At 62.3% G+C, this 12,740-nt stretch carries 11 protein-coding genes; 5 read left to right on the top strand and 6 right to left on the bottom strand.

All coding sequences use genetic code 11. From position 1 onward, the window contains the following. Positions 1–9: 9 nt before the first annotated feature. From EFR00_RS30140 to EFR00_RS30130, 3 genes are read right to left on the bottom strand one after another with little or no spacing between them, the layout of a single operon-like run. Positions 10–897, bottom strand: a complete 888-nt coding sequence (locus EFR00_RS30140) for a carbohydrate ABC transporter permease (protein WP_086155835.1) — start codon at positions 895–897, stop codon at positions 10–12. Further along, on the bottom strand, positions 890–1,849 hold the full coding sequence (locus EFR00_RS30135; RefSeq protein WP_077990201.1) for a carbohydrate ABC transporter permease: 960 nt from the start codon (positions 1,847–1,849) through the stop codon (positions 890–892). The genes EFR00_RS30140 and EFR00_RS30135 overlap by 8 nt, the downstream gene beginning before the upstream one ends. Positions 1,850–1,855: 6 nt before the next feature. Beyond that, complete coding sequence (locus tag EFR00_RS30130) at positions 1,856–3,142, bottom strand: ABC transporter substrate-binding protein (RefSeq protein WP_077990200.1); 1,287 nt, start codon at positions 3,140–3,142, stop codon at positions 1,856–1,858. A gap of 263 nt (positions 3,143–3,405) precedes the next feature. Here EFR00_RS30130 and EFR00_RS30125 point away from each other — a divergent pair, with 263 nt between their 5' ends. The 5 genes from EFR00_RS30125 (at position 3,406) to EFR00_RS30105 (ending at position 8,706) form a co-directional block, all read left to right on the top strand. Next, complete coding sequence (locus EFR00_RS30125) at positions 3,406–4,083, top strand: TetR/AcrR family transcriptional regulator (RefSeq protein WP_038685980.1); 678 nt, start codon at positions 3,406–3,408, stop codon at positions 4,081–4,083. Positions 4,084–4,214: 131 nt separating this feature from the next. Then, positions 4,215–5,363 carry a Gfo/Idh/MocA family protein gene (locus EFR00_RS30120; RefSeq protein WP_077990199.1) on the top strand — a complete coding sequence of 383 codons (1,149 nt, stop codon included), beginning with the start codon at positions 4,215–4,217 and terminating at the stop codon, positions 5,361–5,363. 3 nt (positions 5,364–5,366) lie between these two features. Then, positions 5,367–6,530 carry a dihydrodipicolinate synthase family protein gene (locus EFR00_RS30115; protein ID WP_077990198.1) on the top strand — a complete coding sequence of 388 codons (1,164 nt, stop codon included), beginning with the start codon at positions 5,367–5,369 and terminating at the stop codon, positions 6,528–6,530. Between the two features lie 27 nt (positions 6,531–6,557). Beyond that, positions 6,558–7,388, top strand: a complete 831-nt coding sequence (locus EFR00_RS30110) for a sugar phosphate isomerase/epimerase family protein (protein ID WP_077990197.1) — start codon at positions 6,558–6,560, stop codon at positions 7,386–7,388. A gap of 40 nt (positions 7,389–7,428) precedes the next feature. Beyond that, positions 7,429–8,706 carry a Gfo/Idh/MocA family protein gene (locus tag EFR00_RS30105; protein ID WP_077990196.1) on the top strand — a complete coding sequence of 426 codons (1,278 nt, stop codon included), beginning with the start codon at positions 7,429–7,431 and terminating at the stop codon, positions 8,704–8,706. 10 nt (positions 8,707–8,716) lie between these two features. Here the strand turns inward: EFR00_RS30105 and EFR00_RS30100 are convergent, their stop codons facing one another. The 3 genes from EFR00_RS30100 to EFR00_RS30090 are packed head-to-tail and all read right to left on the bottom strand — an operon-like array spanning position 8,717 to position 12,616. Beyond that, positions 8,717–9,727: a hydroxyacid dehydrogenase gene (locus EFR00_RS30100; protein WP_077990195.1), complete on the bottom strand. Its 1,011-nt coding sequence runs from the start codon at positions 9,725–9,727 to the stop codon at positions 8,717–8,719. After that, complete coding sequence (locus EFR00_RS30095; protein ID WP_077990194.1) at positions 9,724–11,580, bottom strand: DUF2264 domain-containing protein; 1,857 nt, start codon at positions 11,578–11,580, stop codon at positions 9,724–9,726. Before EFR00_RS30095 ends, EFR00_RS30100 begins: the two co-directional genes overlap by 4 nt. A 4-nt stretch (positions 11,581–11,584) precedes the next feature. Next, the gene (locus EFR00_RS30090) at positions 11,585–12,616 is read right to left on the bottom strand and encodes a LacI family DNA-binding transcriptional regulator (protein WP_077990193.1); all 1,032 of its coding nucleotides are present in this window, start codon (positions 12,614–12,616) and stop codon (positions 11,585–11,587) included. Positions 12,617–12,740 lie beyond the last annotated feature (124 nt).

The following is a 12,740-nucleotide window of genomic DNA, read 5'->3' as shown; positions in this document are numbered from 1 at the left end:
TTGTCGCCATCAACGCTTCATGCCCGTCGTGGCGATGCCCTCGATCAGCAGGCGCTGGAAGAACAGGAAGAAGAAGAACACCGGCACCAGCGTCAAGGTCGACATGGCGAACAGGCCGCCCCAATCCGATGCGCTGGTTGAATCCACGAAGGTGCGCAGGCCGAGCTGGATCGTATAGGTGTTCATGTCGTTCAGGTAGATCAGCGGTCCGAAGAAATCGTCCCAGGTCCAGATGAAGGAGAAGATGGCGGCGGTCGCCAGCACCGGCAGCGACAGCGGCAACATGATCTTCCAGTAGATGCGCCAGGCGCTGCAGCCGTCCATCATCGCCGCCTCGTCGAGTTCGCGCGGGATGCCGCGGAAGAACTGCACCATCAGGAAGATGAAGAAGGCGTCGCTTGCCAGAAACTTCGGCACGACAAGCGGCAGGATGGTGTTGACCCAGCCAAGGTCGAGGAACAGCACATATTGCGGGATCAGCGTCACGTGATAGGGGATCATCAGCGTGCCGAGCATGATCGAAAACCAGAAATTCCGGCCGGCAAAACGCAGCCGCGCAAAGGCGTAGGCCGTCAGCGAACAGGCGATGACATTGCCGGTCACGACCAGCAGCGAGATGACGAGCGAATTCCAGAAGAATCGGCCGAAGCTAACATCGAGCCCGGTCCAGCCGCGGACATAAGAGGCGAAATCGATCGACGACGGGATGAGCGAGGTCGACGAGAAGATTTCGTTTTCGGGCCTGACCGATGCCGAGACCATCCACAACAGCGGATAGAGCATCAGAAGCGAAGCAGCGATCAGCAGGGCGTGGATGACGAGCGACGCCGGCAGGCTGCGTTTGGTGATGTCCGATGGCGGCCTGGCCGCAGTGACGGAAGCGGTCATCTCAGTCATCGTAGTGCACCCAATAACGCGAGGTCAGGAAGGAGAAGGCGGTGAAGATCGCGATGATCACCACCAGGATCCAGGCGAGCGCCGAGGCATAGCCCATGCGGAAATTGCCGAAGGCTTCCTGATAGAGGTAGAGCGTGTAGAACAGCGTCGAATTGATCGGCCCGCCGGTGCCGCCCGATATAATGAAGGCCGGCGTGAAGGCCTTGAAAGCTTCGATCGTCTGGACGACGGCGTTGAAGAAGATCACCGGCGTCAGAAGCGGCAGGGTGATCTTGTGGAATTGCCGGAATTTCGAGGCGCCGTCGAGGCTGGCCGCCTCATACATGTCCTGCGGGATCTGGCGCAGGCCGGCGAGGAAAATAATCATCGGCGAGCCGAACTGCCAGACCGACAGCGCCACCAGCGTATAGATCGAATAGTTCGGATGCGAGATCCAGCTCGGACCTTCGATGCCGAACTGCGAGAGCGCGGCATTGACGAGACCATCGCTGGCGAAAAGCTGGCGCCAGAGAACGGCGATCGCCACGCTGCCGCCCAGCAATGAGGGCAGGTAAAAGATGGCGCGATAGAAGGTCAGCCCGCGCAGGCCGCGGTTCAGCGCCATAGCGACCAGCAGGGCGAAGGTCAGCTTGAACGGCACCGAGAAGACGACATAGGTCAGGGTGACATTCATGGCTGCCGAGAATTTCGGATCCGCCGTGGCGATGCGCACGTAATTCGCCGTTCCCACCCAACTCGGCGACCGTAGCATGTCGTAGTCGGTGAAGGAGAGATAGAGCGAAATCAGGGCCGGCCCGAGCGTCAGCCCGAAAAAGCCGACGAGCCATGGCAGGAGGAAGAGGTAGCCGGGAGCATTGGCATTCCAGAGACGCCGGAAGCGTCCCTCGGCCACGGCCCCCTGATATCTTTCCACCGGTATGGCCCCTGCGGGCGTGCGCATCGCATTGCTCATACGGGATCAGCCTCGTGCGAGAATCTGCGTAATTTCGTCGACAAGCTGTTTGCCTCCGTCGGAAGGAGACAGCTGCCCGAAGGCGACCTGCTCGGCGATGTTGCGCAATGTCAGCTCGCCTTCACCGGCGCCGGCCGGGGGCGGCGGGGGCAATTTGCCCGCGAGATCGCCGAGACCGCTGACATAGTCCAATGCGACCTTGCCGTTTTCATCGAGCTTCGCCGCAACAACCTCGCGCATGGCAGCCGATTCCGGAATGCCGCGTTCGACATCCAGGAGCAGCACTGCCTCAGGATTCTTGACGAAGAAATTGACGTAGTCCACCGCCAGGTCGATCGATTTCGACTGGGCCGAGACCGAGAAGAACATCGAAGGCTTGCGATAGTGGCCGCCCTTCGAATCCGGCTTAACGCGCATGTAGTTCGTGAGCGCCAGCTTGTCCTTGTTCATTGCCTGATAAGCGACGAACTGGTTGGAGTGGGCAAAACCGGCGGCCGATTTGCCGAGCGATACCGTGTTGGTTTCGATATCGTTCTTGTCAAGGGCTTGCACGTCGGCGGGAACGCAGACTCCGGCCTCACGGAACTTCGCCCACATGTCGTACCATTCCGATGCGTCTTCCACGCCGAAGGCGATCTTGCCGTCGGCAGTGTAGAGCGCCTTGCCGCGCTGACGCAGCCAGTTCTCGAACAGCGGTTCCGCGCCGCTGCCGTCGGCGATACCGAACATGCCCTTGCGCTTGCCCGCTTTGGTGATTTCCGCCCCCATGCGGGCGAACTCATCCCAAGTGGTCGCCTGCGTCGGCAGATCGACGCCCGCCTCCTTGAAAGCGGTCGTGTTCAGCACCGTGGCTGCCGAATTCGCGCCAAGGCTGACGCCATAGAGATGGCCGTCGACGCTACCGCCCTCGATCTGGGCCTTGTCGAAATCATCGAGATTAAGCTTGGCCGGCATATAGGATTCGAGCGGAGCAAGCGCGCCGCGCCGCGCATATTGGACGATGTAGCGATAATCCATCTGGATGACGTCGGGCGCATTGCGGCCGGCGACCTGGGTCGCAAGGCGCGGCCAGTAATCGCCCCAGCCGAGGAATTCGCCGGTGATCGACGTGCCGGGATTCTTCGTCTGATAGAGCTGCGACACCTTGTTGGTGCGGTCGGCACGCGGCTGCGAGCCCCACCACAGGAGACGCAGGCGCTTTTCCTGTGCCAAGGCGCTGGTGCCGAGCGCTGAAAGCGACAGAAGGGCTGCGCCTCCGGCCACGAAATTACGTCTATTTACACGCAGAGTCATTTTTTTCCTCCTCCAAAGGGAAGCGCCTCCACACGCTTCCAAACCAGTTTTGCTTGCGCAAATAACTAATTGGTTACAAGCTACGAGCAAAGCGGCAACCCTGTCAAGCGGTGTCGGTCAGAGCATGATGGCGAAAAGCGTCGCGGTTGCAGGCGACGTCATGCTCCGACCTTCTGTTGCGCGGGCTGCCATTCGAAATTCGGTTTTTACAATTTCGCATCGAAGGCTTATGAGCGCAACACGTGACGACAGGGGTGGAGCTGATGAACGACAACGGGGGAAACAGGGAAAGGAAGCAGGCCCGGCGACCGTCGCCGGAGCGGACGGCCCAACGTGATCCGGAGCGGACGCGCGCGGCGATCCTCGAAGCGGCAACCCGGGAATTCGCCGAAAACGGCATGGGCGGCGCCCGCGTCGACGCCATCGCCGAGCGGGCCGGCACCAACAAACGCATGCTCTACCACTATTTCGGCGACAAGGAGCAGCTCTACCTGAAAGTGCTCGAGGAGGCCTATGTCGGCATCCGCACCGCCGAGCGCGCCCTGCATATCGGCGATCGCAGCCCGGAGGAAGGCATCGGCGAACTGGCGCTCTTCACCTGGCGCTATTTCCTCCAGCATCCGGAATTCCTCAGCCTGCTCGGCACGGAGAACCTACATCGCGCCCGCTGGCTGCGTCAGTCCGTCCGGCTCAAGGAGCTGCATTCGCATCTGATCGGTGAGCTTTCCCAAGTGCTCGAGCAGGGAAAGAAGCAGGGCGTCTTCATCGAAACCGCCGATCCCCTGCACGTCTACCTGACGATCGCCTCGCTCGGCTATTTCTACCTTTCCAACCAGTACACGCTCTCGACGATCTTCGGCCGCGACCTTCTCGAGCCGAGCCATCTCGACGCCTGGGAAAAGCATATCGTCCACGTCACGCTTGCCTCAATCAAGCGCTGAGTCTCGAAAGCAGGATTTGACTCTTGACAGGCTCGCCGCTCTTCTGCCATCAAGTAACCGTTTAGTTACCGGCTTGGGAGGGCCGGGCCAGGACGCCCGCTCCCGCCGCAAAAAATTGCAGGGAGGAAAAAATGGCACGCTTGGGGATCATCTTGCACGGCGTCACCGGCCGCATGGGTTACAACCAGCACCTGGTGCGGTCGATTCTGGCCTTCCGCGACCAGGGCGGCATCACGCTGAAATCCGGCGAGAAACTCGAGATCGACCCGATCATCGTCGGCCGCAACGGCGCCAAGATGGAAGAGCTGGCGAAGAAGCATAACATCAAGCGCTGGTCGACCGATCTCGATGCCGCGCTCGCCAATCCCGACGACACGATTTTCTTTGACGCCGGCACGACGCTGATGCGCGCCGAGCTTCTGTCCAAGGCGCTCGACGCCGGCAAGCACGTCTATTGCGAAAAGCCGATTTCCGACGATCTGCAGGTGGCGATCGACCTTGCCCGCAAGGCGCGCGGCTCCGGCCTCAAGCACGGCGTCGTCCAGGACAAGCTTTTCCTGCCCGGCCTGCGCAAACTGGCGCTGCTCAGGGATTCCGGCTTTTTCGGCAAGATCCTCTCGGTGCGCGGCGAATTCGGCTACTGGGTCTTCGAAGGCGATTGGGGCGTGCCGGCGCAGCGCCCCTCCTGGAACTACCGCAAGGGCGACGGCGGCGGCATCATCCTCGACATGCTCTGCCACTGGCGTTACGTGCTCGATAATCTGTTCGGCGAGGTCAAGGCCGTCTCCTGCCTCGGCGCCACGCATATTCCGCGCCGCATCGACGAGCAGGGCAAGCCCTATAATTGCGACACCGACGATGCGGCCTATGCGACCTTCGAGCTCGAAGGCGGCGTGATCGCGCAGGTCAACTCCTCCTGGGCGGTGCGCGTGCGCCGCGACGATCTCGTCACCTTCCAGGTCGACGGCACCCATGGTTCGGCCGTCGCCGGGCTGACGAAATGCTGGAGCCAGCACCGCGTCAACACGCCGAAGCCGGTCTGGAACCCCGACCAGCCGCAGACGATCGATTTCTACAAGACCTGGGACGAGGTTCCGGACACGCAGGCTTTCGACAACGGCTTCAAGGCGCAGTGGGAAATGTTCATCCGCCATGTCGTCGAAGATGCGCCGTGGCCCTATGGGCTGGAAGCCGGCGCCAAGGGCGTGCAACTGGCCGAGCTCGGCCTGAAATCCTGGGCTGAGCGTCGTTGGCTCGATGTTCCCGCACTGGAGTTCTGAGCCGTGACGACGATCAATCTCCCCCTCGACGGCAAGATCATCCCCTATACGCTGACCGGCACGCCAATCGAACTGAAGAAGCGCGACGCCAAGGCCTTTCCGCGCATCGCCTTTGCCGCCGCCCATGTCGTCGCCGACCCGCTCGCCGACAACGATCCATGGCTGACGCCGGCGATCGACTGGGAGCGGACGCTCGCCTTCCGCCACCGGCTCTGGGATCTCGGCCTCGGGGTCGCCGAAGCCATGGATACGGCGCAGCGCGGCATGGGCCTCGGCTGGCCGGAAGCGCGTGACCTCATCCGTCGGGCGCTTAGCGAAGCCGCCGGCCGCAAGGATGCATTGATTGCCTGCGGCGCCGGCACCGACCATCTGATACCCGGCCCCGAGGTAACAATCGACACGATCCTCAAGGCCTATGAAGAGCAGATCGAAACGGTCGAGGCGGCAGGCGGCCGCATCATCCTGATGGCAAGCCGTGCGCTTGCCGTCACTGCCAGGAGCCCGGACGATTATATCAGGGTCTATGACCGCATCCTTCGCCAGGTCAAGGAACCCGTTATCATCCACTGGCTCGGCGAAATGTTCGATCCGGCGCTTCAGGGTTACTGGGGCAATGACGACCATCTGAAAGCGATGGAAACCTGCCTTGAGGTAATCGAAGCCAATGCCGGAAAGGTCGACGGCATCAAGATCTCCCTGCTCTCGAAGGAGAAGGAAGTGGCGATGCGCCGCCGGCTGCCGAAAGGCGTGCGCATGTATACCGGCGACGATTTCAACTATGCCGAGCTGATTGCCGGCGACGAAGAGGGCCATTCGGACGCGCTGCTCGGCATTTTCGATGCGATCGCGCCGGCAGCCTCCGCTGCCCTCGACGCGCTCGGCCGCAAGAGCAATCACGAATTCTTCGATCTGCTCGAGCCGACGGTGCCGTTGTCGCGCCACATCTTCAAGGCGCCGACCCGCTTCTACAAGACCGGCGTCGTCTTCCTCGCCTACCTCAACGGCCTGCAGGACCATTTTACCATGGTTGGCGGCCAGCAGAGCACGCGTTCGCTCACGCATCTGGCCGAACTCTTTCGCCTGGCCGACAAGGCGCGGGTGCTGGCCGATCCGGAACTCGCAGCGGCGCGGATGCGCCAGGTGCTGGCCGTCCACGGCGTTCACTGATCTCAGGCACGGCAAGGGAGGAATGAGATGCAGGTCGAAGGACTTTCGATCAATCTGGCGACAATCCGCGAGCAATGTGGCTTTGCCGAAGCCGTCGATATCTGCCTGAAGCATGGCATCACCTCGATTGCGCCCTGGCGCGACCAGGTCGCCAAGGCCGGCCTCGATGAGGCGGTGCGCATCGTCAAATCGAACGGCATCAAACTCACCGGTCTTTGCCGCGGCGGCTTTTTTCCGGCGGCGAACGAGGCCGACTGGCAGAAGAACCTCGACGACAACAGGCGGGCGATCGACGAGGCGGCGGCATTCTCAGCCGATTGCCTGGTGCTCGTCGTCGGCGGGTTGCCGGGCACTTCCAGGGATATCGTCGCGGCCCGCCAGATGGTGTTCGACGGCATTGCCGCGGTGCTACCGCATGCACAGGCATCAGGCGTGAAGCTCGCCATCGAGCCGCTACATCCGATGTATGCCGCCGACCGCTCTTGCGTGAACACGCTCGGCCAAGCGCTCGACATGTGCGAAGCCCTCGGCGAGGATGTCGGTGTCGCGATCGACGTCTACCACGTCTGGTGGGACCCCGATCTTGCCAACCAGATCGCCCGCGCCGGACGGATGAAACGGATCTTTGCCCACCACATCTGCGACTGGCTGGTGCCAACCAAGGACATGCTGCTCGACCGCGGCATGATGGGCGATGGCGTCATCGACCTCAAGGGCATAAGACGGATGATCGAGGACGCCGGCTTCTTCGGGGCGCAGGAGGTGGAGATCTTTTCGGCAGAGACCTGGTGGAAGCGCCCGGCCGACGAGGTGATCGCCACCTGCGTCGAGCGTTTCCGGAGCTGCTGCCAGATCTGATTTCAAAATTCGTTTCATCAGCATGCAGGAGAATCATTCGATGGAGAAACGCCGTTTTGCCCTGATCGGCACCGGAAACCGCGGCACCACCATGTGGGGCAAGGACCTGCTTGCCGGCTGGCGCGAACATGTCGACCTCACAGCCATCGTCGAGAAGAACTCGCTGCGCGGCGAGCGCGCCCGCAACATGATCGGCAGCAATGCGCCGCTCTATGAAAACATCGATTCCATGCTCGCCGAGCAGAAGCCGGATCTGGCCATCGTCTGCACGCCCGACCAGACGCATGACGATATCATCGTGCGGGCGCTGGAGTCCGGCATCGACGTCATCACCGAAAAGCCGATGACCACCTCGATCGCGAAAATTCGCCGGATTCTCGACGCCGAGAAGCGCACCGGTCGCCGGGTCGATGTCTCCTTCAACTATCGCTATGCGCCGACGGCGGCCCGGATCAAGGAACTGCTCAATGCCGGCGAGATCGGCCGGGTGACCTCCGTCGACTTCCACTGGTACTTGAACACCAAGCACGGCGCCGACTACTTCCGCCGCTGGCATGCCTATACGGAAAATTCCGGCAGCCTGTTCGTTCACAAGGCCACCCACCATTTCGATCTCCTGAACTGGTATCTCGACAGCGACCCCGAGGCCGTCACGTCCTTCGCCGATCTGCAGAACTATGGCCGCAAGGGCCCGTTCCGCGGACCCCGCTGCAAGCTCTGTCCGCACGCGCATGAATGCGACTACTATCTCGATCTCGAAAAGGATCCCTTCCTCGATCAGCTTTACGAGGATCCTTCGAAGATCGACGGCTATTTCCGCGATGGCTGCGTCTTCCGCGAAGATATCGATATTCCCGACACGATGGTGGTGTCGCTCCGCTACCGCAACAACGTCCATGTCTCCTATTCACTGAATACGTTCCAGCCGATAGAGGGCCATCACCTCGCCTTCAACGGCACCAAGGGCCGTATCGAAATCCGCCAGTATGAGGCGCAGCCCTGGGAACAGCCGAAGGAGGACACTATTCTTCTCATCCGCAATTTCCCGAATGGCAAGGAAGCGGTCGAACGGATCGTCGTCCCGCATTTCACCGGCGGCCATTACGGCGGCGACGACCGGATGCGCAACATGATCTTCAAACCCCACATGGAAGACCGGCTCGGCCAGCGCGCCGGCACGCGGGCGGGCGCCATGTCCGTGCTCTGCGGCATTGCCGCGCTGACGAGTTCGCGCACCGGCAAGGTGGTCGAAATCGCCGAGCTGATGCCCGAACTTGCCAATGACGGTTCACCCAATTCGCTGAGGACACCGCGCTGACGCTAAAGCGTCAGGCGATGTTTTCGAGATCCTGCCGGCGGATCTGGTAGAGCAGCGGCCGGCCAGTCGTGAAACGCTCGACCTCATCCGCCGCCATCTCGCCGAGACGCGCCCGCTCCAAGCCGATGGCACCGGCAATGTGCGGGGTCAGGAAAACGTTCGGCAGATCGTAGAAGGCCGAACCGGCCTCCGGAATTTCCGGATCGGTCACATCGATAACCGCGTCGATGCGGCCGGTCTTCAGCTCCGAAAGCAGAGCGGCCTCATCGATGAGGATGCCGCGCGCCGTGTTGATGAGCGTCGCGCCGTCCTTCATCAACGACAGTCTTCGCGCATCGATCATATGCTGCGTCGACGGCAGTGACGGCGCGTGCAGGGAAATAATATCAGCGCGTCGCATCAATGCGTCGAGCTCGACCTTCTCCGCTCCAAGGCCTGCCGCCTCGGCGGCATCGACCATGGGATCGAACAGCAGCAGCCTGTAGTCGAACGGTTTCAACAGCTCGATCACCCGCCTGCCGATGCGCGAGGCGCCGATTATCCCGAGGGTGCGGCCATAATTCCCGATCGCTTCGTGCTGCATCGGATAGGTGCGATCGCGGTGGCGGTCGGCGACATAGAGATCGCGGAACCGGAAGGCGCGCTTGCCGGCGAAGAGGATCGCGGCCAGCGTGAATTCGGCGACCGGCACCGCATTGGCCTCGGCCGCGTGGCTGACCGCGATGCCGGCTTCGAAGATGGCCTCGTCGATGATGCCCTTCACCGTACCCGCAGCATGGACGATCAGGCGAAGCCGCGGCGCGGCGGCGGAAATCTCGGGCCCGACATAGGGTGCGCCCCAGCCGGTAACCAGGATTTCGGCTTCGGAAAGCAGTCGCCTTGCCCGCGCGTCGTCGAGGCGCTGCAGCGGCTCGGGGTCCAGCAGGCGGCCGATCGTATCGAGCCGGCGCAGGATCTCGGCGGGCAGGACATGCTCCGTGCGCGACGGCTCCATGGCAAGGACGATTGCCGGGCGGCTCATGGCATCTGGCCCGGGGCTTCGATGGCGCTGACGGTCACACCCTTTTCCCGCACCAGCGCCTCCAGCGCCGCAATATCAGGCGCTTCTGGCGGCCGCGTCCAGGCGGAGGCGACGGCAGCGGGATCGCCAAGGGCCAGCACCGCCGTCACCAGGATGGTTTCGCCGGCCGGAATCTGGCCGCGCAGTTGCGGCACGATGGTCTTGGCGACGATCATATTGGTGTTGGGCTGTGCCTTCTGCGCGAGCCCGGCGCGTTCGACCGATGATCCCAAGTCGAGAATACCGCTGAAATCGGCTTCGCCGATCGCATAGGCAGTCCCATCCGAAGCCGACAGCGTGTCCAGCTCGAAATCCCGGCGAGCGATGGCAAAGCCGCCTTCGGCGACCCTCAGCGGCCGGGCCGCCCTGATCCGGTGGAGGCGGATATGCCAGGGGACCGCGGGCGCCAGCCAGCTTTCGACGCTGACATCGGGGAAAGGTGACCATTTCGCGTAAAGCACATTGCCAGCGATCCTGGCTTCCTCATTCGTCTCGCGCACGCGGTAATGCAGCCCGTCGTCACTGAAGGCCAGCATCGAATCGAAAGCGGCGAGCGCAAAGCCGCGTTCGTCAGATTCGACGCTGAAGCCGTAACGGGAGGAATAGGCGAATTTCGCGTATTTTTCCGTTCCGAAGCGCATCTGCAGATTTTCCTGGCCGGCCGATAGCGCGACGACGTCGCCGCCCGTCCGCATCATCACCATGCCGGGATGGCGCTGGGGAACGACCTCGGGCGCCTGCTCCGGCGCCTTTTCTTCGGCGGTCCAGAACGGATGATTCTCGGCGATCGCAAGCGGCAGAAAGGCCTTCAACGCCCAGTAGGGCGAGCCGGCGGAATTGTAGCTCTCCGACATCAACAGGTTCGGATAGCCGAAACCGATCGACAGAACGCCGTCGCGATCGGCGATCGGCTTGTCCCTCCACCAGCGCAGATGCTGCAGGCAGAGGTGCTTGACCTCGCCCCAGGGCAGTGCCTCGACATCGGCGAAGGCCAGCGCCGACCAGAAGCCGGCGCAGGCGAAACGATAGGTCAGGCTGCGGCCGAAGGGGATCGTGGCACCGTCGGCGGCAAACCAGTGGCGAAAATCCCGGGCGAAGAGGATGGCGCGTTCGCGGTAGCGCTTGGCGTAATCGTCGTCGACGAGCTTCGAATAGATCAGCCCGTAAAAATGCATGGCGAAGGGAATGTAGTGATCGATGCGGCGCACGTTTCCGTCGCGATACCAGCCGTCGCCGATATAGAAGCCCTCGAGCTCTTCCAGATATTGCCGTGTCAGACTTCGGTCGAAATCGGCGCCGAGACGATCGAGGGCGATGTCGACGAAAATACGGAAAAATTTCCAGTTGTTGTCCGCATAGTCGAACTGCCTGGCGTGCTTGAGGTAGGCGATGACATTGCTGCGGGCGCGTGCATCGAGCGGCTTCCAGATTTTTTCCGGCACCAGCGCCAGGGCAAAACCGAGCGCGGCAAGCTCGACCATGCGTTGGTCGCGGCCATTGACGGTTCCCCAATATTCGGGATGAGCGGGATCGGTGCCGTTTGCAAGGCCCTCGGCAAAACGATGCCAGTGGGCGAAGTCGCCGGCGCCGGCGCCGAGCGGGGCCAAGCCCCAGAGCGGGCGGGCGAAACCTTCGAGATCAGCCGCCGCCCGGTCGAAATGGGCGGCGCCGCCGCTCAACCTGACGCGGGCATTGCCTTTCGAAAAACAGGCAAGCAGCGGATCGAAGAGATCAAGCAGGGCGCGGCTCATATCAGCGCGCGTTTCGAGCGGATTGCCGGCGAGCGGATTGGCGCTGGCGGGATCATAGGTCATCGGATCACTCACGGGGTTCGATGTTCACAACGGTCCCTCCCGCAACGGGAACGACGGCCTGGCAGATGTGGCGCGCCGGCGCCGTCCTGTTGCGGAAACGCGATAGCATCAGCGAGATGGCTTCACGCCCGAGGGCGGCGCGGTCGACGCGCATGGTGGAAAGCTGCGGATTGGTCATCAGCGCACAGGGCAGATCATCGAAACCGACGATGGCGAAATCCTCCGGCACACGCAGGCCCGCTTCTATGACAGCCTCGAGGACGCCGACGGCGATGAAATCATTCATGCAGAACGCGGCGGTAAAACCGGCATTCTCGGCGAGGATCGCCGCCGTGCGTTCATGGGCCTCGCGGCTGGCGCTGCCCTGCAGCGTCATGGCTACGAAACGGCCTTCGGCGCGGGGGACAGCGGCAATCGCCGCCTCGAAACCGCGGATACGCTCACGGATTGTCTGGCGATGAGAGCCGCTCAGATGCAGGATGCGGCGATGGCCGGCCTTCGTCAGCCGGCCAGTCGCCTGATAGGCGCCGAAGAAATTAGCCGGCGAAACCCCATCGAAACGCATTGCGGGGTCGGTGCCATTGACGAGAACGGTCGGCACCATGCTGTCCTGCAGCCAGTCGCGCAGCATCTCATTTGGATCGATGCCGACGAGAAAGAGACCTTCGGCGGCCGCGGCCTGCATATAATCGCGCGCAGCGTCCGGCGTGATGCGCTCCTCCCGGACCATCCGGACTTCAAACGGCATGCCCGCTTCGGCCGCTCCGGCGCGCAGGCCCTCGACGATCGCCTCGTAAAAGACGCTGAGGCCGCCCGTGACGCCGTCGCTGGCGATCAGCGCCAGCCCGCCGGCAACGGCCTCAACAGCCGGCTTGACCGGATAACCGTGTTCGGCGGCCACCTTCAATATCTGACGACGGACGGTTTCGCTGATCCCCGGTTCGTTCGCCAGCACGCGAGATACCGTCGAGACCGAGACGCCCGCCAATGTGGCTATATCGGCCTGACGCGGCCGTCTGATTTTTTCATCGCTCATGGGCAAAGTTTATGCAAACTACGCAAATTTGCAATACCAGCTTTATTTCTTGCAATAATTATTTTTTTGCGTAGGCTGCTTGCCGAAATGCCCGACAGACGCCGTTGGAGGATGGCAGCGGGCA

This window comes from Rhizobium sophoriradicis, from assembly GCF_003939025.1.
Classification (GTDB): domain Bacteria; phylum Pseudomonadota; class Alphaproteobacteria; order Rhizobiales; family Rhizobiaceae; genus Rhizobium; species Rhizobium sophoriradicis.
This window is presented reverse-complemented; position numbering and strand designations above follow the sequence as displayed.